This window comes from Pseudomonadales bacterium, from assembly GCA_041395665.1.
In the GTDB taxonomy this organism is placed as follows: Bacteria; Pseudomonadota; Gammaproteobacteria; order Pseudomonadales; family UBA7239; genus UBA7239.
Genome location: JAWLAB010000003.1, coordinates 1 through 24,184 on the forward strand (window position 1 = coordinate 1; position 24,184 = coordinate 24,184).

21 protein-coding genes are annotated in these 24,184 nt (G+C 50.0%); 11 read left to right on the forward strand and 10 right to left on the reverse strand.

Annotated features, from left to right (window positions below):
* The 5 genes from R3E63_04640 to R3E63_04660 all read left to right on the forward strand — a co-directional run.
* Positions 1 to 224, forward strand: a 224-nt coding sequence (locus R3E63_04640) for a porin (protein MEZ5539240.1), incomplete at its 5' end; no start/stop codon positions are given.
* Between the two features lie 57 nt (positions 225 to 281).
* Entirely contained in the window at positions 282 to 1,292 is a 1,011-nt protein-coding gene (locus R3E63_04645) for a sulfate ABC transporter substrate-binding protein (protein MEZ5539241.1), read from the forward strand.
* Between the two features lie 22 nt (positions 1,293 to 1,314).
* Positions 1,315 to 2,148, forward strand: coding sequence for a sulfate ABC transporter permease subunit CysT (gene cysT, locus R3E63_04650; GenBank protein ID MEZ5539242.1), 834 nt, complete (start codon positions 1,315 to 1,317; stop codon positions 2,146 to 2,148).
* Positions 2,135 to 3,001 (forward strand): sulfate ABC transporter permease subunit CysW, encoded by an 867-nt coding sequence (gene cysW / locus R3E63_04655; GenBank protein MEZ5539243.1) that lies wholly within the window; start codon positions 2,135 to 2,137, stop codon positions 2,999 to 3,001. Before cysT ends, cysW begins: the two co-directional genes overlap by 14 nt.
* 7 nt (positions 3,002 to 3,008) lie before the next feature.
* Positions 3,009 to 4,100 carry a sulfate/molybdate ABC transporter ATP-binding protein gene (locus R3E63_04660; protein ID MEZ5539244.1) on the forward strand — a complete coding sequence of 364 codons (1,092 nt, stop codon included), beginning with the start codon at positions 3,009 to 3,011 and terminating at the stop codon, positions 4,098 to 4,100.
* A gap of 40 nt (positions 4,101 to 4,140) precedes the next feature.
* Here R3E63_04660 and R3E63_04665 read toward each other — a convergent pair whose 3' ends face one another.
* From R3E63_04665 to mrcB, 5 genes are all read right to left on the reverse strand, one after another.
* The gene (locus tag R3E63_04665; GenBank protein MEZ5539245.1) at positions 4,141 to 4,845 is read right to left on the reverse strand and encodes a hypothetical protein; all 705 of its coding nucleotides are present in this window, start codon (positions 4,843 to 4,845) and stop codon (positions 4,141 to 4,143) included.
* 334 nt (positions 4,846 to 5,179) lie between these two features.
* The gene (locus tag R3E63_04670) at positions 5,180 to 6,052 is read right to left on the reverse strand and encodes an LLM class flavin-dependent oxidoreductase (GenBank protein MEZ5539246.1); all 873 of its coding nucleotides are present in this window, start codon (positions 6,050 to 6,052) and stop codon (positions 5,180 to 5,182) included.
* 28 nt (positions 6,053 to 6,080) lie between these two features.
* On the reverse strand, positions 6,081 to 6,776 hold the full coding sequence (gene mtgA / locus R3E63_04675; protein ID MEZ5539247.1) for a monofunctional biosynthetic peptidoglycan transglycosylase: 696 nt from the start codon (positions 6,774 to 6,776) through the stop codon (positions 6,081 to 6,083).
* Between the two features lie 22 nt (positions 6,777 to 6,798).
* The gene (locus R3E63_04680) at positions 6,799 to 7,284 is read right to left on the reverse strand and encodes a hypothetical protein (GenBank protein ID MEZ5539248.1); all 486 of its coding nucleotides are present in this window, start codon (positions 7,282 to 7,284) and stop codon (positions 6,799 to 6,801) included.
* 3 nt (positions 7,285 to 7,287) lie between these two features.
* On the reverse strand, positions 7,288 to 9,633 hold the full coding sequence (gene mrcB / locus R3E63_04685; GenBank protein ID MEZ5539249.1) for a penicillin-binding protein 1B: 2,346 nt from the start codon (positions 9,631 to 9,633) through the stop codon (positions 7,288 to 7,290).
* A gap of 86 nt (positions 9,634 to 9,719) precedes the next feature.
* On the opposite strand from mrcB, the gene R3E63_04690 reads away from it, so the two are divergent.
* From R3E63_04690 to R3E63_04700, 3 genes are read left to right on the forward strand one after another with little or no spacing between them, the layout of a single operon-like run.
* Positions 9,720 to 10,712, forward strand: a complete 993-nt coding sequence (locus tag R3E63_04690; protein ID MEZ5539250.1) for an adenosine kinase — start codon at positions 9,720 to 9,722, stop codon at positions 10,710 to 10,712.
* Positions 10,709 to 12,139, forward strand: a complete 1,431-nt coding sequence (locus R3E63_04695) for a radical SAM/SPASM domain-containing protein (GenBank protein ID MEZ5539251.1) — start codon at positions 10,709 to 10,711, stop codon at positions 12,137 to 12,139. Before R3E63_04690 ends, R3E63_04695 begins: the two co-directional genes overlap by 4 nt.
* A complete protein-coding gene (locus R3E63_04700) occupies positions 12,136 to 13,461 on the forward strand; it encodes a sulfatase (protein MEZ5539252.1) in 1,326 nt (441 codons plus the stop codon). Before R3E63_04695 ends, R3E63_04700 begins: the two co-directional genes overlap by 4 nt.
* Here R3E63_04700 and dxs read toward each other — a convergent pair.
* From dxs to metH, 4 genes are all read right to left on the reverse strand, one after another.
* Entirely contained in the window at positions 13,446 to 15,383 is a 1,938-nt protein-coding gene (gene dxs, locus R3E63_04705) for a 1-deoxy-D-xylulose-5-phosphate synthase (GenBank protein ID MEZ5539253.1), read from the reverse strand. The genes R3E63_04700 and dxs overlap by 16 nt on opposite strands.
* 81 nt (positions 15,384 to 15,464) lie before the next feature.
* Positions 15,465 to 16,022 carry a CinA family protein gene (locus R3E63_04710; protein ID MEZ5539254.1) on the reverse strand — a complete coding sequence of 186 codons (558 nt, stop codon included), beginning with the start codon at positions 16,020 to 16,022 and terminating at the stop codon, positions 15,465 to 15,467.
* The gene (locus R3E63_04715) at positions 16,009 to 16,248 is read right to left on the reverse strand and encodes a DUF2970 domain-containing protein (protein ID MEZ5539255.1); all 240 of its coding nucleotides are present in this window, start codon (positions 16,246 to 16,248) and stop codon (positions 16,009 to 16,011) included. The genes R3E63_04710 and R3E63_04715 overlap by 14 nt, the downstream gene beginning before the upstream one ends.
* Before the next feature lie 8 nt (positions 16,249 to 16,256).
* A complete protein-coding gene (gene metH / locus R3E63_04720) occupies positions 16,257 to 19,973 on the reverse strand; it encodes a methionine synthase (protein ID MEZ5539256.1) in 3,717 nt (1,238 codons plus the stop codon).
* Between the two features lie 128 nt (positions 19,974 to 20,101).
* Here metH and R3E63_04725 point away from each other — a divergent pair, with 128 nt between their 5' ends.
* Positions 20,102 to 21,229 carry an OpgC domain-containing protein gene (locus R3E63_04725; GenBank protein MEZ5539257.1) on the forward strand — a complete coding sequence of 376 codons (1,128 nt, stop codon included), beginning with the start codon at positions 20,102 to 20,104 and terminating at the stop codon, positions 21,227 to 21,229.
* A gap of 15 nt (positions 21,230 to 21,244) precedes the next feature.
* Complete coding sequence (nadA, locus tag R3E63_04730; protein MEZ5539258.1) at positions 21,245 to 22,321, forward strand: quinolinate synthase NadA; 1,077 nt, start codon at positions 21,245 to 21,247, stop codon at positions 22,319 to 22,321.
* Here the strand turns inward: nadA and R3E63_04735 are convergent, their stop codons facing one another.
* Positions 22,322 to 23,800 carry a M48 family metalloprotease gene (locus R3E63_04735; protein MEZ5539259.1) on the reverse strand — a complete coding sequence of 493 codons (1,479 nt, stop codon included), beginning with the start codon at positions 23,798 to 23,800 and terminating at the stop codon, positions 22,322 to 22,324.
* A gap of 83 nt (positions 23,801 to 23,883) precedes the next feature.
* On the opposite strand from R3E63_04735, the gene R3E63_04740 reads away from it, so the two are divergent.
* On the forward strand, positions 23,884 to 24,147 hold the full coding sequence (locus tag R3E63_04740) for a sulfurtransferase TusA family protein (protein ID MEZ5539260.1): 264 nt from the start codon (positions 23,884 to 23,886) through the stop codon (positions 24,145 to 24,147).
* The last annotated feature ends 37 nt before the right edge of the window (positions 24,148 to 24,184 follow it).

Genomic DNA, 24,184 nt, shown 5'->3' on the forward strand with positions numbered 1-24,184 from the left:
CGGGTGTGTTGGGCGGAACAGATTCTTTCGCACAAGCCACGCGTTCTGTTCAGGGTGCGGATAACTGGGGCGTGGGTGTGAATTGGTATCCCAACAACAATTTGCGCGTTTCATTGGATTACGAAAACACCGCATTTGATTGGGGTGGTGGTGGCACATCACTCAATCCACAAGATCGTGATGCTGAGCGCGTGTTGTTAGGGCGCGTTCAAGTTTCATTCTGAAATTCGTTTATCCAAACCATTTTTTAAAACTTATTTTCTAAAAAGAGGAATACAGTCATGAAAACTTCATTCACATTAAAAAACCTGTTGGTTGTTTTTACGGCAGGATTACTGACTACGAGTGCCTTGGCAAAAGACATTACTCTGCTCAATGTGTCTTACGACCCAACGCGCGAGCTGTATGTCGAGTACAACAAGGCATTCGGTAAATACTGGAAAGAAAAAACCGGCGACACGGTGACGATCAATCAATCACACGGCGGTGGTGGCAAGCAGGTTCGTGCGGTGATCGACGGTTTGGAAGGTGATGTGGTGACGCAGGCACTGTCTTACGATGTCGATCAGTTGCACGAAAAAGCCAAGTTGATTCCCAAAGATTGGCAGTCGCGCTTGGCGAACAACAGCGCGCCGTATCTTTCCACCATGGTGTTTGTGGTGCGCAAAGGCAATCCCAAAAATATTCACGATTGGAATGATGTTGTGAAACCAGGGGTTGGTGTGGTGACACCCAATCCGAAAACATCGGGTGGTGCGCGCTATAACTATTTGGCTGCTTGGGGTTATGCGCTAAAGCACAACAACAATGATGCTGCGGCAGCGAAAGATTTTGTGAGAAAACTGTACAGAAATGTTTCCGTGTTGGATTCCGGCGCGCGTGGTGCAACGACCACCTTTCTTGAACGCGGTGTGGGCGATGTATTGCTGACTTGGGAAAATGAGGCATTCCTAGCGTTAAAAGAGCAAGGGCCGGACAAAATTGAAATCGTTGTGCCGAGCTATTCCATTCTCGCTGAACCACCCGTGACGGTAGTCGATAAGTTTGCCAACAAGCACGGCACGGCCGAGGTGGCGAAGGCTTATTTGGAATACCTGTATTCACCGGAAGGTCAGGAAATAGCGGCGAAGAATTACTACCGCCCAAGCGACAAAGCCGTGGCCGCCAAGTACGCCGCGCAGTTTCCGAATCTCGAGTTATTTACCATTGATAGCGTGTTTGGCGGCTGGCAGAAAGCGCAGAAAGATCACTTCAGTGATGGCGGCACCTTTGACCAAATCTACGGCAAGTAATCGTGTGCTTTGAGAGTCTGTTATGAAACTGTTGCGATCGACATCCGTGTTGCCTGGCTTCGGTCCGGCACTCGGCTACACGGTGTTCTGGCTCAGCTTGATTGTATTGATTCCGCTGTCGGCGGCATTCATCAAAACATTTGAACTGAGCTGGGGCGAATTTTGGGAAGTGGTAACGGCGCCGCGCGTGTTGGCCTCATATCGATTGTCTTTTGGTGCATCGCTGATTGGCGCTTTGCTCAATGTTTTTTTCGGTTTGATCGTGGCTTGGGTGTTAGTGCGCTACCAGTTTGCGGGGAAGAAAGTGGTGGATGCCTTGGTGGATTTGCCCTTTGCACTGCCAACGGCGGTTGCGGGTATTACTTTATCCGCGTTGTATGCCAGCAATGGTTGGGTCGGTTCGCTGTTAGAGCCCTATGGCATCAAAGTGGCTTATACGCCGCTGGGTATCGTGGTGGCACTGACATTTATCGGCCTGCCGTTTGTCGTGCGCACGGTGCAGCCTGTGTTGGAAGATTTGGAAGGCGAAGTGGAGGAGGCCGCGGCCAGTTTGGGCGCTTCTCGTTGGCAGACATTCGCACGCATTCTGGTGCCAGCACTGACCCCTGCGTTACTGACCGGGTTTGCGTTGGCGTTTGCGCGCGCAGTGGGCGAGTACGGCTCTGTGATTTTTATTGCCGGCAATATTCCGTTGGTTTCAGAGATCACGCCGCTGTTGATTATCACTAAGTTGGAGCAGTACGAGTACAGCCACGCCACGGCGATTGCCAGTGTGATGTTGCTGATTTCGTTTGCACTGCTGCTGATTATTAATTTATTGCAATGGTGGAGTAGTCATCGTCATGCTCACAAATAATCGTAAAAGTATCGCGACGACAGAAGCACCTTGGCTGCGCCGTTTGTTAATTGGTATTGCATTGTTTTGGCTGGCGCTGTTTCTGCTGCTGCCGTTGGTCTCTATTTTTACTGAAGCCTTAAACAAAGGTTGGCTTACATATTTGGCAGCATTTGAAGATGAGAATGCGTGGGCTGCCATTCGTTTAACGCTGCTTGCGGCGGTTATTTCTGTGCCGCTCAATTTGGTTTTTGGTGTGGCGGCGGCGTGGGTGATTGCACGGTTTGATTTTCGCGGCAAAAGTATTTTGCTCACGCTGATTGATTTGCCGTTTGCGGTGTCGCCGGTCATTGCTGGTTTGATCTATGTTTTGGTGTTTGGTTTGCAGGGTTTGTTGGGTGAGTGGCTGTCTGATCGAGATTTGAAAGTGATTTTTGCAGTGCCTGGCATTGTACTGGCGACACTGTTTGTGACATTTCCTTTTGTCGCCCGAGAGCTAATTCCGCTGATGCAAGCGCAGGGAAAAGATGAAGAAGAAGCGGCGATTGTATTGGGTGCATCCGGTTGGCAAATGTTTTGGCGTGTCACCCTGCCCAACATTAAATGGGGTTTGTTGTACGGCGTGATTTTGTCGAACGCGCGCGCAATGGGTGAATTCGGTGCTGTGTCGGTGGTGTCCGGTCATATTCGAGGCGTTACCAACACGCTGCCCCTGCATGTGGAAGTGCTCTACAACGAGTACAACCATGTCGCTGCTTTTGCGTGTGCATCTGTATTGGCAATGTTGGCTTTAGTTACGCTGGTGTTGAAAACTTTTGTTGAATGGAAAGTGCAACAAAACAGTGTGTTGTCACAGCAAGAATTAAAAGAGTGAGGTCGTTATGAGTATAGAAATTCGCAATGTCACCAAACGGTTTGGTGATTTTAGGGCGTTGGATAATGTGTCGCTGGATGTGCCTACTGGTGAATTGGTTGCGTTACTGGGGCCATCAGGCTGCGGTAAAACTTCACTGCTGCGCATTATTGCCGGCATGGAAACACCCAATGATGGCAGTATTCATTTTCACGGTGCAGACACCACGGATACGCATGTGCGTGAACGACAAGTTGGGTTCGTGTTTCAACATTATGCGCTGTTTCGTCACATGACGGTGTTTGAAAATGTTGCGTTTGGTTTGCGTGTGCGTCCGAAAAAAACGCGTCCTGTCGAAGCAGAAATTCGTCGCCGTGTTCATGAGTTGCTGCAATTGGTGCAATTGGATTGGTTGGCGGATCGTTATCCACCTCAATTATCTGGTGGCCAGCGTCAGCGGATTGCTTTGGCGCGAGCATTGGCGGTTGAACCGAAAGTTTTATTGCTTGATGAGCCTTTTGGTGCGCTGGATGCCAATGTGCGCAAAGAGTTGCGAAGATGGTTGCGGCGATTGCACGACGAGCTGCATATCACCAGTGTTTTTGTGACACACGATCAAGAAGAAGCGTTGGAAGTGGCAGATCGCATTGTTGTGATGAATAAAGGTAAGGTGGAGCAAATTGGCAAGCCGGAACAAATTTATGATGAACCTGCATCGCCCTTTGTTTATCAATTTATTGGCAATGTGAATGTGTTTCATAGTCGTGTGCGTGACGGTTTTGCTCGTATCGGTGCCGCTGATGTGGAGGTAGAAGAACATCGTCATGTTGAAGATGCGCATGCCACTGCGTATGTGCGGCCACACGATATCGAAATACAGCGCGAGCCTGGCAACAACGCTGCTTTTCCTGTGACGGTGGCGCGCATCAACATGATCGGTTCTGTGGTGCGTTTGGCGTTGCATCGCGAAGATGATTCAGAAGAAATTGAAGCTGAATTGTCGCGTGATCGTTTTCGTCAATTGGCTTTGCAGGAGGGGGAGTCCGTATGGGTGAGGCCACTGGCAGCGCGCGTGTTTCTTGATAAGAAAATACGCAATGAAAATTTAGGTGTGTCATGAATCATTATGCAGCCGTACTACTTATTTTTTGTATAAGTTTTTAGAACAACATAGGAATTTGATTGTGCGCACTGGCACTGGCAGAAAAAAACCAGCACTCAATCGCGTAGCGTCTGCCTGTAATGGTTGGCGACCACGCTGTGCGATGCAAATTCATGTGATCAAAAAATAATGCATCGCCCGCTTTGAAGGCAGGGCGCACCCAAGGCGTGTCGCTAAAGTTTTTTTCTACATAAGGCGCACCGACCGTCCATTCAAAACGCGCGCCATCGGTGCCGGTTTGTACGATGTCGTCAAAGCGGCGCGGCACGATATCGATGCCGGGGTTGATGGAATCGCCGCCGCAATCGCTGAGTGCAATCCACAAATTCATGCTGCGCACTTCTTTGCCCATGAAAGCACCGTCTTGATGCCAATCCGCTTCGCCTGCGATGGGGTCTACGCGGCGTAATACCCATTTTTTGACGGAGACACACGGCGCTTCGCCAAAAAAATCCGCTAAAAGGTTTTTCAAGCCAAGTGAGCGATACATCTCCATCACATCAAACAAACCGCGTGGTGAATCCGCTGCCCACACACCGCCCGTTTCTGCGATAAATTTTCTTCCCACGCCCAATTTGTGATGGGCGTTGAGAAATTCAGACGGCGAGTAGTAGGGATTGTTTTTGTCGATGGTTTCACCGGCGGCGCGACGATTGCGCAGTTCAACGGCGTTTTCGATGTCATCGCGCAAAGTGGCAAGCATGGTTTTGGCACTAAATCGCGCACCAACAATGCGCCGTGCTGCATCACACCAGCAGCTAGTTTTTCTGCATCCAGTTGCGACATCGAGATTTCAGGGATGCCGCCGACATTGTTGTCAAAAGCGATATTTTTTGTGGTGGGAGGCCAAGCTGTTGTGGATGGTGGCCAAGTGCTGTGTGCGAACCCCTGCGCGCGCAGATCAATCAATTGCTTTTCGATGGCGGCATCGGCTTGTGCGCGATTCTGTGCAGACAGCAGCTCAATCGCTTCGTGCCATTGCCCGTTGCGAACGAGTTCTTCTGCTGTCTGTGGTTGGCGCGTCATAGTACTGAATACTAGAGAATATCGAGCAGGCGATCTAGCTCGCTCAATTCATCGGTGGCAGAGCAGAGAAAAACTTCTTCGCAGCCCGTAGCCGCCATTTCTGCCAGCGTGTCTTTGATGCGGTGTTTGTCGAAGTTTTTCATGCTGTTGGCAACGGGGCGGGCGATGTTGTCGCCCAGAATTGCTAAGTAGTCGTAGACATAGCTTTTCATTTTTTCTTCGGCATCGTCGGCCAAGCAGTACCAGAAGCCACCAACTTTTTGCGGTGCATGTTCGCGGCCTGCGTTTTGCCACGCACTTTCCGCCATCTTAAAAAAGCCTGCAGTTTCTGCTGCAGAACCACCCATCGAAAAGGAATACACGCCGTCTGCCCAGTGCGCAGCACGTGCCATGGCTTTCGGCCCCATCACGCCAGCTAACAGCGGTGGGCCACCGGCTTGCACAGGGGTAGGGCCAACGGGATCTGCGCCTGCAAACGGCGGCTTGCCTGCCCAGATATCTTTCATCACTGCTATGTGTTCGTCTTGGCGTTGGTGACGACGAGAAAAATCAGCGCCGACCGCGCGGTAATCCACTTCGCGCCCGCCGACACCAACCGTTACGGTGACGCGACCATTGGAGAGCAAATCAAGCGTGGCGATTTCTTTCGCTGCCCACACAGGCGAGTGCATAGGCAATACATACAGTGAAGGCACAATGCGCACGCGCTCAGTCACTGCGGCGGCAAAGGCCAGTGTGTTGCGCATTTCTAAGGTGTAGCCGGTGATGCGTTCGCCGCAAGACAAGCTGTGAAAAGGACCTTGTTCGATGTGTGCGCACCAATCAAGTATCGTGCGTCGTGTGATGGATTTTTTCATGTAGGGCAAACAGATGCTGATTTTCATGAAACTCTCCTATTGATGTGAGAAAAAATTATTCTGGCAAGGTGTTGATGTAACTTTTTCCGCCGAGTTGTTGCATGTTGCGTAGTATCCAGCGCTGTCTGCCGCGTAGGTAGCTGCTGGGTTTATCTGCTTGAAAACGGCGTGGGTTGGGCAGCACGACGGCGAGCAGGGCGGCTTCATTCGAAGATATTTTTTGGGCGCTTTTTTTGAAAAAAATCTGCGATGCTGCTTCAGCGCCGTAAATGCCGTCGCCTAATTCGATAATGTTTAAATATACTTCAAGAATGCGCTCTTTCGGCCATAGCAATTCAATCAAGAGCGTGAAATACACTTCCATGCCTTTGCGTATCCAGTTGCGCCCCGTCCACAAAAAAAGATTTTTGGCGGTTTGTTGTGAGATGGTGGATGCGCCGCGCGTTTTTTTGTGCGTTTGATTGTAAACCGCCGCTTTTTCTATCGCGTTCCAATCAAAGCCATCGTGTTCGGCAAACAACTGATCTTCTGCTGCGACAACAGCAACACCTAACGCCGGTGTAATTTTTTCGAGCGGAACCCATTGATAGCGGCGTTGGTAGGGTTGATCAGAAAACCACGATTGCACACGGCGTTCCATCATCACGCCAGAGGTGAGTGGCGGTAGGAAACGCAACAACAGCGTTAGAGCGACGGTGCTGATAAAAAAAATCAGCGCACAGCATCCTACAAAGGGCAGTAGGCGTTTCATTCGTGGCAAAACATGTGCCGCGTTATTGCATGCGCATTTGCTGTAGATCGCGCTCGGTGGCTGGATCATCGCGTACCACAGACAAACCACGCGTTGCCATTTGGCGCGCATGAGTGCTGTCGCCGCGCTGCGAATAAATGCGCGAGAGTTCGAGGTAGGCGCGTGCTTCCTGTGGTGCTAAGGCTTGTGCGCGTTCAGCTAGCGTTTGTGCGCGGGCGTAATCCCCTTGTGCTCGCGCTTGCGCCGCTTCATTCAATAGATTGGCGGCGGCAGGGTTTTTGATGGGCTGCGGTTGGGCATCATCTGTTGCAGCTGGAGCTCCAGTGTCGTTTGCCTGCGTGTTTGAGTGCATTGTGTGACTGTGTGCGGGCGAGGATGCGGGCTGATTGATGTCTTCAATCGGGGCTTGTGTTTCTGTGCCATACGGTTCCATGGCGCAACCGTTGAGCAGAAGAGCGCTCGACGCAAAACAACACAATAACCACGAGCGTTGGAAAGGCTTTTTCATTTTTTATTGTCCGATGAATTGATTGAGTAAGTTTACTACCGGTGCGCGACCACGACAGGGTACATAGCTAGGTTGCGGCGAGCGTTGGTCGATGGGCATACGACGCGCGCTACCACAGCCTTCGTCGGTGCGATTGCCGGTGGCCTCGTCGATCCACTGCCATGTGATATTGCGGTGCGAAGGATTGGGCAGTGATTGATTGGGTAGCGCTGCCATCAAATTGATCCAAATAGGCAGCGCGCCGGTGGCGCCGGTGAGCGGCATTTTTTGGTTGTCATCGCGACCGACCCATACCACGGTGTTGTAGTTGGCGGAGAAGCCTGCGAACCAGCTGTCGCGCTGATTGTCAGTGGTACCCGTTTTACCGGCGATATTGAGGCCAAACGGTAGGCGAGCATAGGCTGCTCGCGCCGTACCTTCTCTTAGTACCGCTTGCATTGCCCAAGCAATTTCTTGTGCGTAAGCGGGATCAACGGACTGCTCCATCTCCAAGCCGTAGCGTTTGATGGGTTTGCCTTCGGCGGTGTAGACATCACGAATGGTGCGTACCGGCAGGGTAAAGCCGTCGGCTGCAAGCATCTGGTACAGCTGCGCCACTTCCAGCGGGGACATCCCGCCAGCGCCGAGCAGCAGCGATGGCACAGGATCCAGTTTGGCTTGCACACCGGCGCGGCGAATCATTTCGATCAAGGGCTTAACGCCGACTTGCAGACCAACGCGCGCGGTAGCCAAGTTGTAGGAGTGGGCGAGGGCATCCACTAGCGAAACACGACCGTGCGATTTGCCATCGTAATTTTGAGGCTGCCACCATGTGCCATTGGCATTGCGCCAGCGCAGCGGGGAATCATCCACCTGTGTTGCCAGTGAATATTTGCCACTCTCTAGTGCCGATAAAAAGATAAAAGGTTTGAGCAGTGAACCGACAGGACGATTGGTGTCAATGGCGCGGTTGTAGCCATAAAACTTGGGATTGCGGTCGCCGACAAGGGCGAGCACTTCACCGTTAGCGGGATTGGTGACGACGACGGCGCCTTGCGGTGTGTTTTTAACATCTGCCAAGGATTTATAAGACTGCCCCAGCTTTTTAATGCCGTTTTCGAGCGATTGCTCCGCCAGCCACTGCACTTGCGGGTCGATGGTGGTAAAAATCTTGAGCCCTTCGGTGAGCAAGTCTTCGTCTTTGTATTCCGTATTGAGCTGACGGCGCACCAGTTCCAAGAAAGCCGGATAAACACCGATGCGTGCTTGGCTGCCTTCACCCACGCCCAATGGCTGCGCGTTTGCCCAGTCAAACTCCGCTTGGCTGATAACGCCCTGTTCCAACATAGTGCTGAGTACCACGCGCCGTCTGTCTGTTGCGCGCTCAGAGTTGCGCCACGGGTTGTAGTAGGACGGACCTTTGACCATGCCGATCAACAGTGCCATTTGATGCAGTTTCAGTTCGTTGAGCGGTTGGCGAAAGAACTGCTGGCTTGCCAAGCCAAAGCCGTTGATGGAGCGGCCGCCTTCCTGCCCGAAATACACCTCGTTGATGTAGGTTTCCAGAATCTCTCGCTTGCTGTAATGCACTTCCAGCAGCACCGACATCCACACTTCCAAAATTTTGCGCGACAGTGTGCGCTCGGAGTTGAGGTAGAAGTTTTTTACTAGTTGCTGAGTGATGGTGCTGCCGCCTTGCACGAGGCCGCCAGCGCTGATGTTGATCCACATAGCGCGCGCGATACCGCGCAGAGAGATGCCGTGGTGATCCATGAAATAGCGGTCTTCCGTGGCGACCAAGCCTGCCAGCATCACCGGCGGCATATCTTCAATTTTGATGAGCAAACGGTCGTCGTGTTTGCCGGAGTACAAACTGCCGATCATCAGTGGCTCAAGGCGCAGTAGAGGGAGTGCTCTGCCTTGGTTGTCGCTGATGTGGTCTATGCCATTGCCGTTAAAGCCCAGCTTTACCCAGCGAGAGGGCTCGGGTTGATCGGCAAAAGCGAAGCCGCGTGTGTGTAGCTCGACGGTATTGCCGGCTAAGTGATACAGCCCTGCAGAACCGGCAGCCGAAGCAGATCGATAGCCTAAGAGTGTTAGCGCATCGGTCATGCCTTTGGCGGTAAAAGGCTGCCCCGGATACAGCTCCAGTGGCTTAGCGTACACCTTGGCGGGGATAGTCCACTTACGCCCTTCAAACTTATGGCGAACCAGCGAATCGACATAGATGCTGGCAATCAACACCAAAGGAATCAAAACGGCCGCACATTTGGCAGCGAAAATCAGCAGTGAAACCCACCAGCGACGCTGTCGGCGTGCGGTACGTTGGCGGCGAGATTTTTGAGCGGGAGAGGGGCGTTTATTTGGCATCGCGCCAGTGTACGCAGCGATGCATTACAGGCAAGGCTTTTGTGAGGGATAATGCCGCGCTCACAAAAACATTTAACGAGAATTCAATGAGTTACCATATTTACGGTATTGGTGCGGCTTTGGTCGATACAGAAATCGAAGTCAGCGATCACGATTTGGCACAACTGGGTATCACCAAAGGTCACATGACTTTGGTGGATGCTGAAAAACAACAAGCGGTGATGCAGTATTTGGCGCAGCACACCATCCACACCAAGCGCAGTGGTGGCAGTGCGGCGAACTCCATCATCGCGGCCAGTTATTTCGGCGCGAAAACTTTTTATTCCTGCAAAGTGGCGAATGACGACAACGGCAATTTTTATCATCACGATATGCAAGCTGCCGGTGTGGCGTGCAATGGTATTGAGCCATCTGCCAGCGGTGAAACGGGCAAATGCTTGGTGTTGATTACACCGGATGCGGAACGCACGATGCTGACGCATTTAGGTATTAGCGAAACACTGTGCAGCCAAGCACTCAATGCTGCAGCTATTTCACAAGCGCAATACATTTACATGGAAGGTTATCTCGTCACTTCGCCGACTGGTCGCGCAGCAGCGATTCAGTTGCGTGAATTGGCAGAGCAGCACAGAGTAAAAACAGCGTTGTCACTTTCTGATCCGGGTATGGTGGAGTTTTTTGGTGATGGCTTGCGCGAAATGATCGGCAATAGCGTCGATTTATTGTTTTGTAATGAAGACGAAGCGCGCGGTTTTACGGGATGCGCTGATACTGCTGCTGCGGCAGAAGCCTTGAAAAAATATTGCAAGTCTTTTGCTATTACTTGCGGTTCACGCGGCGCGTTAGTATTTGATGGCAATACACAGCACACTATCGCGCCACACGCTGTGAAAGCCATCGACAGCAACGGTGCGGGCGATATGTTTGCCGGTGCGTTTTTGTATGCCATCACGCACGGTTATTCGTGGTTGGAAGCGGGTAATTTAGCCAGCCGCGCTGCTGCGCAAGTGGTGAGTGATTACGGTCCGCGTTTAGAACCAGCATTGCATAGCGCAATTCGTGAAGAAGTTTTGGGATGAGTGGTGCACAGCCACAATTCCTTGCTCAAAAACAACAAACGGTTGACTCTTTTTTGCGCTTTGCGCGCGGAGAGTCTTTCCCCGATTGGCCGCTGGAAGTCTTTATCGAAGTCAGCAATATTTGCGACTTGCAGTGCGCCATGTGCCCCACTTTTTCCGCACTGAATACCGATCGCTTTTTTGCACTGAAGCGCGAAGACCGCGGTGTTATCGCCTATGAAACAGCAACAGAACCACTGGATGAAATCCTCAAACACGCACTGGTAATACATGCCAGTGGCTATGGTGAGCCGACGATTCATCCGCAGTACAAAGAGCTTTTGTTTTACCTATCGCATTACGAAGCATTAATTGATTTTTTTACCAATGGCATGCATTTGGACGATGCCTTGTGTGCGTCGCTGGTGCAAGGTCATGTGCATCGCGTGTCGATCAGTTTTTCCGGCGTCACAGCAGAAGAATACGAGAATGTGTATATTGGCGGTGATTTTGAGCGCGTTCTCAATGGCATTCGTCGCTTGGCACAAGCAAAGCGCGATGCGAACAGTCAATATCCGCGCATAGAAATTAATAGCTTGGCGTTTCAGCATCATATTGAACGCTTACCAGACTTTGTGCGCTTGATGGCTGATGCTGGTGCGGATGTGATCCATGTAAAACCGTTACGGCTTTACGGAAAGAGATTGGTGGAGTTGCGTCATCATGAATCGCATATGCATCCAGATCGCGAAGCACTTCTTGTGCGAGAGGCGAAAGCAATTGCTGATGCCGCAGGCGTGCGTTTAGCGAGTGCGCCTTACGAGGCCACTCAAAAACACGCCTTAAATTATGAGCGCGCATTTGACGCGATGCCTGATGAAGAGCGCGAGGCATTATTTCGTCAGATATTGGAAGAAAAAATTCCAGTGGCGCAGTTGAAATCTGTAGCAACTTCTGTTGAGAAGCGTGAAGAAAAGAAAGCGGCGGTAACTGGTGATCGTACGATGAAAGATCGCCATGTATTATCTGTTGACGACAAAGAATTTTTTGAGCATCAAGGTTCGCCTTGTTTGGAGCCATTTAAAACATTTCATGCATCGTTTGATGGTCGAGTGAAAACCTGTTGTTTTACCGAAAGCAAAAATTGGATTGGGCATTTGGATGAGCATTCAGGTGCAACTATCTGGCGCAATGACACTTATCAAACGATTCGCCAGCAAGCAGTAGAAGGCAAATACCTCACCGCGATGTGTGGTGCGTGCATGAAAAAAAGTGCCTACCCTAAACAGCACGCCTTTCAGAGCCATTTCAATGCGTACTCCGAATGGTTTGAACAGGTGTTTGCCATGCCGTTTCTATCGGGACGCAACACTGAAGTGTGTGCTGTGCCATCTGGCGAGGAAATTCTTGCTCGCCATCAAAAACAGTTTGTGCAGGACGCGAAATGATGTATGGCGCGGTGCGTAGCGTCGTGCTGCTGGTTTTGATGTTGCTGGCCACAGTTTCGTATGCGGCAGCACCGCAGCAGCCTAATTTTGTCGTGATTGTCGCCGATGATTTGGGTGCAAATGATTTGGGCACCTTTGGTCATCCCGTTATTCGTTCACCCAATATCGACCAATTGGCGCGTAATGGCATGCAGTTTGATCGCGCGTTTTTGGCGACATCGTCTTGCAGTGCGAGCCGTGCGAGTTTGTTAACGGGGCGCTACCCACACAGCACGGGCGCACCAAAACTGAATGATGTTGTGCCAGAAAATCAACGATTAATTTCTTCGTACTTGCGTGAGGCAGGCTATTACACCGCAGCGATTGGTAAATGGCACAACGGTGGATTGGTTGCTCCACAATTTGATGTGGTGAAAGACCCGCCGGGAGAGAGTGGTGGTGAAGGTTGGATTGATGCATTACGCAGCAGACCAAAAGATAAACCATTTTTCTTTTGGTTGGCGAGCCGTGATCCGCATGTGCCGTATTCGCCTTTGCCGCCAGATAGTTCGTATCAACCCAAAGACGCCGTGATGTTGCCGGTGTTTTACGACAGCCCTGAAGCACGCTACACGATTGCGCAGTACTACACAGAAATTAGTCGGCTGGATAATTATGTGGGCAAGGTGGTTGCAGAATTGCGCACACAAAACTTATTAGACAATACCTATATTATTTTTCTTTCTGATAACGGCGCACCAATGCCGCGAGCTAAAACCACACTCTACGATGCGGGTATAAAAACGCCCTTGATTATTGCTGGCCCCAAAATTAAAGCGGGATTAAAAACGGCATCCTTGGTGAGCGCGATAGATGTAATGCCCACTGTATTGGATTTGGCAGGTCTGCCCAAGGCGACAACGATGCAAGGTGAATCTTTTTCTCGTTTATTTCAAAAGCCCGATGCTGCATTTCGTCAGAAAATTTTTGCCGAGCAGTGGGATCATGGGTTTGTGTTGAATCGCCGAGCTATTCGTACAGAGCGTTATCTTTATATCAGTAATTTTGCGAAGAATGCTAATCGTTGTATTTTGGAAGCGCAGCCGATGGGGAAAGCTTTGCTGCAAGCTTTTCGCGAAAAGAAATTGAATCGCGAGCAGGCTTTGTGCTTTGGTCATCGCGCACCCGCAGAAGAGTTGTACGATGTGCAGGCTGACCCAATGAGTTTTCATAATTTAGTGGGCGATACAGCTTCAGAATCTGTGTATCAAAAAATGAAGCGCGCTCTAAAACAGCAGGCTACAGATACGCAGGATACGGTATTTCTTCAAGCGATTAATTGATGACTATTCTTTGCTAGTTTCTGCAAACGCTGTTCAATCGTTTGTGCAATGGCCTGTGAAGAAAGACCGCAATCATCCAACAAATCACTGTGCTTGCCGTGATGTAAAAAGGTATCCGGTAAGCCGAGATTGATAATCGGCATTACGATACCTTGCGCTGCAAGAAATTCATTGACTGCTGCACCTGCGCCACCCATCACGGTATTTTCTTCGAGTGTCACTAATAAGTCGTGCTTTGAAGTCAACTGTAGAATCAGTTGCTCGTCGATAGGCTTAACAAAACGCATATCGGCAACACTGGCATTGAGCGTCTCTGCGGCAACCAGTGCGCGTTGCAGTAATGTGCCAAAGCTAAGAATGGCAACGCGTTGCCCTTCGCGTTTCATCACGCCTTTGCCTATTGGTAGTGCCGTCATTTCACGCGCAACCACGGCGTTAATTCCCGTGCCGCGCGGATAGCGCACCGCAGCAGTGCCTTGGTGTTGATAGCCGGTGTAGAGCATTTGTCTGCATTCGTTTTCATCGGAAGGTGCCATCACTACGATGTTGGGAATACAGCGCAAATAGCTCAAATCAAAACTGCCGGCGTGGGTTGCTCCGTCTTCGCCGACTAAACCAGCGCGATCAATTGCAAACAACACATCCAGTTCTTGCAGTGCAACATCGTGGATCAATTGATCGTAAGCGCGTTGTAAAAAAGTGGAATAAATGGCCACAACAGGCTTCATGCCGTCGCAGGCTAAACCGGCGGCGAGTGTAACGGCGTGTTGTTCAGCAATTGCCACATCGTGAAAACGATCAGGAAAGCGTTCGCTAAAAGTAACCATGCCAGAGCCTTCACTCATGGCGGGTGTAATGCCGATCAATTTTTTATCGGCGACGGCCATGTCACACAACCAATCGCCAAAAATATCTTGGTATTTTTTTGCTTTTGGTTTGTCGTCAATCAGTTGAACTGTTTTGGGTGTGGCTTCAATTTTTGACAGTGCGTGATAAGTGATGGGATCCGCTTCGGCTGGCGCAAAACCTTTACCCTTGGTGGTAATAATGTGCAACAACTGCGGACCTTCCAGATCGCGTAAATTATTCAGCGTACGCACTAAATCCGTTAAGTTGTGGCCGTCGATTGGGCCGATGTAATTGAAGCCCAATTCTTCAAATAAAGTGGCTGGCGCGACCATGCCTTTCATATGCTCTTCGGTACGCTGTGCTAATTGAAAAGCCGGTGGAATTTTTGATAAAACTTTCTTACCGCTGCTGCGTACCGATGTATACAGTTTACTTGCCCAGATTTTGGCAAAATAAGTGGCGAGCCCGCCGACATTGTGTGAGATCGACATATTGTTGTCGTTCAACACCACCAGCATATTCGCACCAGTGTGCCCTGCATGATTGAGTGCTTCAAAGGCCATGCCCGCGGTCATTGCGCCATCGCCAATCACAGCAACCGATTTGCGCGCAAGATTTTGCGCTTTCGCAGCTAAGGCCATGCCGAGTGCAGCAGAAATGGAAGTGCTGGAATGACCGACACCAAACGAGTCGTAAATACTTTCACTGCGTTTGGGGAAACCAGACAGGCTATCTTGCTGACGAATACTCGTCATCTGTTCGCGACGACCGGTGAGAATTTTGTGCGGATAAGTTTGATGGCCGACATCCCACACCAGTCGGTCATCCGGCGTGTTGTAAACATAGTGCAGCGCAACGGTGAGTTCGACCACGCCCAAACCTGCCCCGAAATGCCCGCCGCTCTGCCCAACGCTGTACAGCAAGTATTCGCGCAGTTGGTTGGCGAGTTCCGGCAGCTGCGCTTCATCCAATTCACGCAGGCGCGCAGGCGTGTCAATACTGTCCAGCAACGGTGTTTGTGGCCGCTGGCGAGGGATCTCGTGAAACAGTGTGGGAGGCGGTGTTGGCGTCATGCGCGGTGTTTCAACAACAGAAAATAGATTCGCATTGTAACGCTGTGCTGCGTTGGGGTCAGTCTCTTTGGTTTGCGTTGCTTACACTGCCCAGCGGGCAAAGTAGGGCGGTGTGCCGGTTTGTTGCAGCGCGGTGCGGTGTATTAAATCCAGTGCAATAGCGGCAGCCAGCTGCTGGCAGTATTTGCGCGGTTCGTCCAGTTGAAATTGCTGCGCACGAATGTTGTCTTTGCTGCCCCAAGCGATCCACACCGTACCGACAGGTTTTTCTTTTGTGCCGCCATCAGGGCCCGCAATGCCAGAGACAGCGACGGCGTAGTCTGCGCCGCTACGCTGCAGTGCGCCTGCTGCCATTTCACACACGGTTTGCTCACTGACTGCACCGTGCGCTTGCAGTGTCGTTTCACTCACTCCGAGCATGGCTTGTTTCATCGCGTTGGAATAAGTGATGAAGCCTGCTGTAAAAACGCGAGATGAACCAGGCTGTTCGGTGAGCATCGAGGCAATTAACCCGCCAGTACAAGATTCAGCACAGGCGAGCGTTTTTCCTTGTGCCGCCAGCAGCTCAAGTAGTTCTGCAGCAGAAGCAAAATCGCTCGCGTCAAAAAAACTGTTGAGCGGCGTGTCACATTCCTGCACTGTTAATCACCCATTTCACGAGGATGACGATGCTGGAAATAAAAACAACGGTAAAAATCAGCCCAGCAACCGCATAGACTTTTATATTGCCTTGTGTGAAATCCCGCTCACGATTTTTATTGCTTTGAATGCCAATACCCGCAGCCAAAGTGCTCATAAGAATGGCGCGGAATCCTGGTGTCTTGGCTGCTTCTTGGTTTTTTTGCTGTGATGATTCGTCACTCATCGGATACCTCAGGGTTCATAAGCAAGTGCAGGTGAGAGATCGTATTCTACCTGTGAGATATCTTGTTGTTTACGCGCTGCAATGGCTTCCACTTGATCTTTCAATATTTTCCCTACAGCGAAGTAGCGTGCTTGTGGATGCGCCATGTACCAACCACTGACACTTGCCGCAGGTAACATGGCGTAGTGCTCTGTGAGTGTGATGCCGGCATTTTTTTCGGCATCGAGCAGTGCAAACAATTTGCGTTTCTCGGTGTGATCAGGACAGGCTGGGTAGCCGGGCGCAGGGCGAATGCCGCGATAGCGTTCGCGAATCAATTCATCATTGCTGAAGTTTTCTTCAGCGGCATAACCCCAAAACTCTTTGCGTACGCGTTGATGTAAATGCTCGGCAAAGGCTTCAGCTAAACGATCTGCTAAAGCTTTGACCATAATGGCGGAGTAATCATCGTTGTTTGCTTGATGTTTTTTCACCAATTCCATAGCACCAGTGCCAGCAGTCACGGCAAATGCACCCATGTAATCTTTCAGGCCGCTGTCTTTCGGCGCGACATAGTCTGACAGTGCCAACAAAGGCGCTTCATCGTTTTTATGATTTTGTTGACGGAGATGATGCAGAGTGGTTTGCACCGTGCTGCGGGTTTCATCAGTGTAGATTTCAATGTCCTCACCGTTGACTTGATTCGCAGGCCATAAACCAAATACAGCACTCGCTTTTAATCGTTTATTGTCAACGATGTCTTTCAACATGGTTTGTGCATCATGAAACAGATTTTTTGCCGCTTCACCAACGACAGAATCTTCCAAAATATTGGGATATTTTCCTGCCAGTTCCCAAGTAATAAAGAAAGGTGTCCAGTCGATAAACGGCACGATAGCTTCTAATGGATAGTCTTCAAAGATATGCAACCCCGGTTGTTGCGGAACGGCCGGTGTATAACCTTCCCAATCAATTTTAGAGCCAATTTTTTGGGCGTTTTCAAAAGACAGTAAATGCTCGCCACTGCGTCGCTTCGCTGTGCGCTCACGCACTTGCACATATTCCGCTTTTAATTTTTCGACATAGTCATCGCGCAAATCTTTGGAGAGCAGGGTAGTCGCCACGCCCACCGCACGCGAAGCATCTGGCACATACACCACTTGGTTGTTGGTGTAGCGCGGTTCAATTTTCACCGCCGTGTGCGCTTTGGATGTTGTCGCGCCACCGATTAAGAGGGGCACTTGGTAATCCAGTCGTTGCATTTCACGCGCCACATGTACCATTTCGTCCAAGGATGGTGTGATAAGCCCAGATAAACCTACAAAGTCGGCGTTTTCTTCTTTGGCGACTTGCAAAATTTTATCGCAAGGCACCATCACGCCTAGATCTACTACTTCGAAGTTATTGCAGCCGAGCACGACACCGACAATGTTTTTGCCAATGTCGTGCACATCACCTTTTACCGTCGCCATCACAATTTTGCCGTTGCTTTTTTTCGCGCCGGCAATTTTCCCCGCTTCAATAAAGGGTGTGAGATGGGCGACTGCTTGTTTCATCACGCGCGCGCTTTTTACCACTTGCGGTAAAAACATTTTTCCCGCGCCGAACAAATCGCCAACGACATTCATGCCGTCCATTAACGGGCCTTCAATCACATCCAGCGGTTTTTCACTGTTAACACGCGCTTCTTCAGCGTCTTCCACGATCCAGTTGGTGATGCCCAATACCAGTGCATGTTCAATGCGTTTGTTGACCGGCCATTCGCGCCAACTCAAATCTTCTTCTTTTTTGGTGGCGCCGCCGCTTTTGTAATTGTCAGCGATTGCGAGCAGTGCTTCGGTTGCACCGGCGTGGCGGTTCAATACCACATCTTCGACTTTCTCGCGTAAATCGGTGGGTAAGTCATCGTATACCGCGAGCTGCCCCGCATTGACGATGGCCATATCCAAACCTGCTTTAATCGCGTGATACAAGAAAACCGAGTGAATGGCTTCGCGTACCGTGTTGTTGCCGCGAAATGAAAAAGACACATTCGATAAACCGCCAGACACCAGTGCGCCTGGGAGATTTTGTTTGATCCAGCGTGTGGTTTCGATGAAATCGACCGCATAGTTATTGTGTTCTTCAATACCGGTGGCGATGGCAAAAATATTCGGATCAAAAATAATATCGTTAGGATTGAAACCGACTTCGTTGACGAGAATGTCGTAAGATTTTTTACAGATTTCGATGCGGCGCTCCAGCGTGTCGCCTTGACCTTTTTCGTCAAATGCCATCACCACAATCGCTGCGCCGTAGCGCTGGCACAGTTTCGCCTGCTCAATAAATTTTGGCACGCCTTCTTTCATGCTGATGGAATTGACGATGGCTTTGCCTTGTGTGCATTTCAAACCGGTTTCGATCACTTCCCATTTGGAGGAATCGAGCATCACCGGCACTTTGGCAATGTTGGGTTCCACTGCAATCAATTGTGAAAAATGTTTCATCGCAAACAGTGAATCCAACATCGCTTCATCGACATTGATGTCGATCACTTGCGCGCCGTCGCTCACTTGTTCTTCTGCAACCGAAAGTGCAGCGTTGTAATCGCCATCCATCACCAAGCGTTTGAATTTGGCGGAGCCCGTGACATTGCAGCGTTCGCCAATATTGGCAAACAGCGAGTCGTTATCAATGGTGACAGCTTCTAAACCGGAGAGGCGCAGTGCCGGTGGAATGGTGGGAATAACACGCGGTTTGTAATTGCCTTCGCGGATGGTTTTGCTGATGGCGGCAATGTGCGTGGGTGTTGAACCGCAGCAGCCGCCGATAATGTTGATAAAACCGTGGCTGGCAAAGTCTTCGATAATGTCAGACATTTCTTCAGCGGTTTGATCGTAGCCGCCCATTTCGTTAGGCAGACCAGCGTTGGGGTGCGCGCTGGTAAATACGCCTGCGACACGAGACAGTTCTTCAATGTGCGGGCGCATTTCTTTACCGCCGAGGGCACAGTTCAAGCCGACAGAAATTGGGTTAGCGTGAGCGATGGAATTCCAGAACGCTTCGACGGTTTGGCCAGTCAGCGTGCGGCCGCTTTTATCGGGAATGGTGCCGGAAATCATGATCGGCAATTCCAATCCGCTGTCTTCAAAATATTGGCGCGTGGCGAAGATGGCGGCTTTGCAGTTCAGTGTGTCGAACACGGTTTCGATCAAGATGATGTCTGCGCCGCCTTCTATTAAATACTGGCAAGCTTCGTAGTAGTCGCGCACCAGCTCATCCCACTCGATGGAGCGCTTGGCAGGCTCGTTGACATCGCAGATCGTGCAAGCCGCCTTGGTGGTGGGGCCGAGCACACCAGCGACGAAGCGGGGTTTGTCTGGCGTGCTGTTGGCGTCACACACGGCTCGCGCAAGGCGGGCGGCCTCGCGGTTTAGCTCAGGCACCAAGTCTTCTAAATGGTAGTCGGCCATGGAGGCGCGCGTGGAATTAAACGTATTGGTTTCGATGATGTCCGCACCGGCATCCAAATAGGCTTGGTGAATTTCGCGGATGACTTCTGGTTTAGAAAGTACCAGTAAGTCATTGTTTCCTTTGACATCATGATGCACATTCTTGAAGCGCTCGCCACGATAATCGGCTTCTTCTAGGCCGTAGGTCTGCACCATGGTGCCCATCGCACCATCCAAAATCAGGATGCGTTCCTTTAATGCCTGCTGTAGCAACAGGGTGCGAGCGGCGATATTGGCTTGGTTTGGCGTAGACATGAGGTAATTCCTGACTGCGGTGAGGGGGCATCATAGCAGCCAAGCAATCTATATCAAAGTTTTTTGATATAGATTTTCTGCTGCTTGCAGGCATAATGCCGCCACTTTTTTGCAGTAGCAGGCGTGACATGCAGCCAGCCAGCACCTCCAAGCGTGATTTGCGGATCGATTTCTTTCGCGGGTTGGCGCTGGTCTTTATCTTCTGGGATCACATTCCAGGCACGGTATTCGGCGACATTACCATGCGCAACTTTGGGTTTAGCGATGCTGCGGAGTTGTTCGTCTTTTTATCCGGTGTGTCAGTGGCAATCGCTTACGGCAAACGCATGCAACGCAAAGGTTATATTTCAACTGCAATGCATATTTTGCGTCGCACATGGACACTGTATATCGCGCATGTTTTTGTACTGACACAATTGATGGCGATGCTGTTTATTTTTAATGATCATATTTTAACGCGCGATTATGTGCATGAAATGGGATTGCATTATTTTCTTGAGAATCCTAAGGCCGCACTGGTTGCCAGCTCACTGCTAAAGTTTCGACCTGGTTTGATGGACCCGCTGCCTTTATACATTGTTTTGTTGGCGATGTTGGTGGTGGTATTGCCCTTTTTGTTTCGTCGCCCATTGTTGGTTTTTTTATTTTCTGCAGAGCTGTATTTACTCGCTATTTTCTGTGAGTGGAACTTGGAAGCTCGTCCCAGCAAAGTGTGGTTTTTTAACCCCTTTGCGTGGCAGTTTTTATTTTTTATTGGGGCGTTAATTGGAGCGCATCGTGAGGCTTTGTCGGAGTGGGTCAAGCGCTGGCATCCTCAGATATATTTATGCATTTCAGTAGCAGCATTTATTTATCTTGTGCTTTCTGCATTGATTGTTCTGTCGTGGCGTTGGCCTGCAATACACGATGCGTGGATGCCGCTGTCTGTTGCTCAATGGTTGTATCCCATCAGCAAAACGGATTTGGCGGGTACGCGTTTATTGCACTTTTTAGTACTGGCACTTGCTGTCGCTTTATGGGTGCCACAAGGACGATGGTTGGAGCGAGCGCTGCCGCGAGTCATGCAAGCGATGGGAAGACACTCTCTGCCAGTATTTTGTACCAGCGTGATGTTGTCGCCGATGGCGGATGCACTGAATGCGTCAGCACATGATCAGTTTTGGGTGCAGTGTGTTACTGCATTAGGCGGCGTATTGTTATTGTGGTGTGTTGCACAATTATTGGAATGGTATCGCCGCGATGAGCGCGGTAGTTAATCGTGAGGTGATCGTATGCCTTTGCATACATCTGAGAATAAAAATTTAGTGGATACGGTTGAGCGTGAAGTTGTGCGCGCCTATTTGGCGCATCCGTATGCACCGGAAATGACACCAGAACAGATTCAAGAAAGTCGTCGCACGATTTTGCAATTATTAAAAGAGCGCGATGCTGTTTTAGTGGCGCATTACTACACCGCGCCTATCGTACAAGCCTTGGCAGAGGAGAGCGGCGGTTGTGTCGCGGATTCTCTGGAAATGGCGCGCTTTGGACGCAATCATTCTGCTAGCACTTTGATTGTTGCTGGTGTGCGTTTTATGGGTGAGACCGCAAAAATCCTCACACCGCATAAACGCGTTTATATGCCGACTTTGGAAGCGACTTGTTCCTTGGATTTAGGTTGTCCAGACGATGCGTTTACTGCATTTTGTGATGAGCATCCTGATCGCACTGTAGTGGTGTACGCCAATACTTCTGCGGCAGTAAAAGCGCGCGCGGATTGGGTGGTCACTTCCAGTTGCGCAGTGGACATCGTTGAAAGTTTGGACGCCAAAGGCGAAAAAATTATTTGGGCGCCTGATAAGCATCTCGGTGATTATGTGCAGAAAAAAACCGGTGCAGATATGTTGCTGTGGAATGGCAGTTGTATCGTGCACGAGGAGTTCAAAGCACGCGGTTTGTTGGATTTGAAAGCGGTGTACCCAGACGCGGCAATTTTGGTACATCCAGAATCACCGGCCTCAGTGATTGAATTGGCGGATGTTGTCGGCTCGACTTCGCAAATGATTAATGCTGTAAAAACGATGGATCGCAAACAATTTATTGTCGCGACCGATCAAGGCATTTTTTACAAAATGCAGCAAGCAGCGGGTGATACAAAAGAATTAATCATTGCGCCGACCGCTGGCAGCGGAGCAACTTGTCGTAGTTGCGCGAATTGCCCGTGGATGGCGATGAATGATTTACAGGCGCTCGAAGCGGTGTTGCGCAATCCTACCGATCAACAAGAAATTCATGTGGATTTGGCGCTGGCAGAGCGCGCGATGAAACCGCTGCAAAGGATGTTGGATTTTACAGCGGCGAGAAAGTAATCAGCCATCCAACATCTTCTTACTTTCCATTTCGGTAATGTCTTGCAAGCGTTTTTGCACACGGCCGCTTTTTGAGCGGTTGTCACGATAAAAATTTAGCGCGTAAGTTAGTTGTTGGCGCGCCTTATCAAAATCATCGTTGAGAATAAAATATTCCGCACGCGCCATATGAACGCCGCCGGTATCACCGGCTAGGCCTCGTAGTTCAGCAAGGTCACGCCATACATCAGGCAGGTCTTCATATTCAGGTAGAAGATTTTCTAGTTGGCGCACTGCGCCAGTGTAATCTTTCATGTTTTGCAGGATATTGACGGTAACCATTGTGACGGGGTAGTTGCGCGGATACGCAATTTGTGTGGGTTTAATAAGGTTTAAGGCCGCGTCGTATTTGCCTTGGCCATTCAGAATATTGGCATAAGCCAGTGTGTAAAAAAGATTATTGGGTTCTTTTTCAAGTAATGGCCGCAATGTTTTTTCGGCGGCATCAAATTGGCGCAACTTTGTTTGGGCGAGCACAATACCGTAGCGGCTGGCATCAGAATCTAAGTCATTACCTTGCAGTTCGCTTTGAAAGTGCTTGATGGCAACGGATGGGTTTTCTGAAGCAGCTAATTTTGCACGCGCTTTAATCAGAGCAAATTCGCGATTATTTTCATGTTTCTTGGTTGGATATTGTTCAGCGCGATTGCGAGAATCGGCAATCCGCTTTTCTGTCACAGGGTGTGTTAATAAAAATTCTGGTGGTCTTTCACCTGCATATTGCGCTGCGCGTTGCATGCTTTCGAACATGGCGGGAATGGCGCGTGGATCCATGCCTGCATTAACCATTGTTTGCATGCCGATACGATCGGCTTCCGCTTCATTTTCACGGCTAAAGCGCAGCATGGATTGTAAGTTAGCTGCTTGTGTCGACATGATGGCAGCCATGCCGGCATCGGATGATTTTGATGTAGCCAACAACACTAAACCAGCGAGCATGCCAGCCATGGTAGGAATACGGTTTTTTTCTTGTTGTTCTACGCTGCGCTGCCAATGTTTTTGGGAAAGGTGACCTAGTTCGTGCGCAATAACCCCCGCCAGTTGTTGCTCATCTTCTGCGTGTAAAAACATACCGTCATGTATGCCGATGATGCCACCTGGTACAGCAAAAGCATTCAGTGTTGGATTTTTCACCACAATCAATTCTAGTTGTTTATTTTGTAACTCTGATCCTCTTGCTACTTTCTGTATGAGTTTTTGTAAATAGTCATACATTACAGCGTCGTTAGATTCGGGGACTTTGGCGCGAAACTGGCGCAACCACTCTTGGCCGAGGTCATGTGTTTCTTCATCAGAAGTGAGAGAGCCAACACTATCACCTAACTCTGGCAGCAGAATTTTTTTTTCTTGTGCGGAGACAGTGAGATAAATACTTGTTAGTGCGCAAGCTACAGAGATGCGTACTAATTGCAGTAGTGTGCGAGATGTTATGCGTATCATCGTTGTCTGCCAGTTAAAAGGGGCTAAGATATACTACACAGGTTCTGCTTGTTTAAGGCGCACTCTGTGGAGTGTGTGATGTTATGACGGTTTCACTGCCAGAAAAGTTTCAATCGATTGCAATCAACCAGCAGCTTGATGCGTGCGGTTTAGCATGTCCATTGCCACTGCTAAAAGCACGGCAAGCTTTGCGCGGTTTACAACCGGGTGAGACTTTATTGGTGTTAGCCACTGATGCTGGCTCGTGGCGAGATTTTGCTGCTTTTGCGGAACAAAGTGGTCACTTATTGCTCGAAGCAGCTGAAATGGATGCTGTGTATTACTATTTGATTCAACATCGCGCCTAATTTTTTTTGTTGATTAATCGAAATAAACGGAGTGCTT

Bases quoted from the DNA above. Each gene is read 5' to 3' on its own strand.
- R3E63_04715 (MEZ5539255.1), bottom strand. From the start codon at position 16,248: ATGAGTGACGAATCATCACAGCAAAAAAACCAAGAAGCAGCCAAGACA.
- R3E63_04695 (MEZ5539251.1), top strand. From the start codon at position 10,709: ATGAGTGGTGCACAGCCACAATTCCTTGCTCAAAAACAACAAACGGTT.
- cysW (MEZ5539243.1), top strand. From the start codon at position 2,135: ATGCTCACAAATAATCGTAAAAGTATCGCGACGACAGAAGCACCTTGG.
- dxs (MEZ5539253.1), bottom strand. From the start codon at position 15,383: ATGACGCCAACACCGCCTCCCACACTGTTTCACGAGATCCCTCGCCAG.
- cysT (MEZ5539242.1), top strand. From the start codon at position 1,315: ATGAAACTGTTGCGATCGACATCCGTGTTGCCTGGCTTCGGTCCGGCA.
- mtgA (MEZ5539247.1), bottom strand. From the start codon at position 6,776: ATGAAACGCCTACTGCCCTTTGTAGGATGCTGTGCGCTGATTTTTTTT.
- R3E63_04690 (MEZ5539250.1), top strand. From the start codon at position 9,720: ATGAGTTACCATATTTACGGTATTGGTGCGGCTTTGGTCGATACAGAA.
- R3E63_04725 (MEZ5539257.1), top strand. From the start codon at position 20,102: ATGCAGCCAGCCAGCACCTCCAAGCGTGATTTGCGGATCGATTTCTTT.
- R3E63_04665 (MEZ5539245.1), bottom strand. From the start codon at position 4,845: ATGCTTGCCACTTTGCGCGATGACATCGAAAACGCCGTTGAACTGCGC.
- R3E63_04735 (MEZ5539259.1), bottom strand. From the start codon at position 23,800: ATGATACGCATAACATCTCGCACACTACTGCAATTAGTACGCATCTCT.
- R3E63_04700 (MEZ5539252.1), top strand. From the start codon at position 12,136: ATGATGTATGGCGCGGTGCGTAGCGTCGTGCTGCTGGTTTTGATGTTG.
- R3E63_04660 (MEZ5539244.1), top strand. From the start codon at position 3,009: ATGAGTATAGAAATTCGCAATGTCACCAAACGGTTTGGTGATTTTAGG.
- R3E63_04645 (MEZ5539241.1), top strand. From the start codon at position 282: ATGAAAACTTCATTCACATTAAAAAACCTGTTGGTTGTTTTTACGGCA.
- R3E63_04670 (MEZ5539246.1), bottom strand. From the start codon at position 6,052: ATGAAAATCAGCATCTGTTTGCCCTACATGAAAAAATCCATCACACGA.
- metH (MEZ5539256.1), bottom strand. From the start codon at position 19,973: ATGTCTACGCCAAACCAAGCCAATATCGCCGCTCGCACCCTGTTGCTA.
- nadA (MEZ5539258.1), top strand. From the start codon at position 21,245: ATGCCTTTGCATACATCTGAGAATAAAAATTTAGTGGATACGGTTGAG.
- mrcB (MEZ5539249.1), bottom strand. From the start codon at position 9,633: ATGCCAAATAAACGCCCCTCTCCCGCTCAAAAATCTCGCCGCCAACGT.
- R3E63_04740 (MEZ5539260.1), top strand. From the start codon at position 23,884: ATGACGGTTTCACTGCCAGAAAAGTTTCAATCGATTGCAATCAACCAG.
- R3E63_04680 (MEZ5539248.1), bottom strand. From the start codon at position 7,284: ATGAAAAAGCCTTTCCAACGCTCGTGGTTATTGTGTTGTTTTGCGTCG.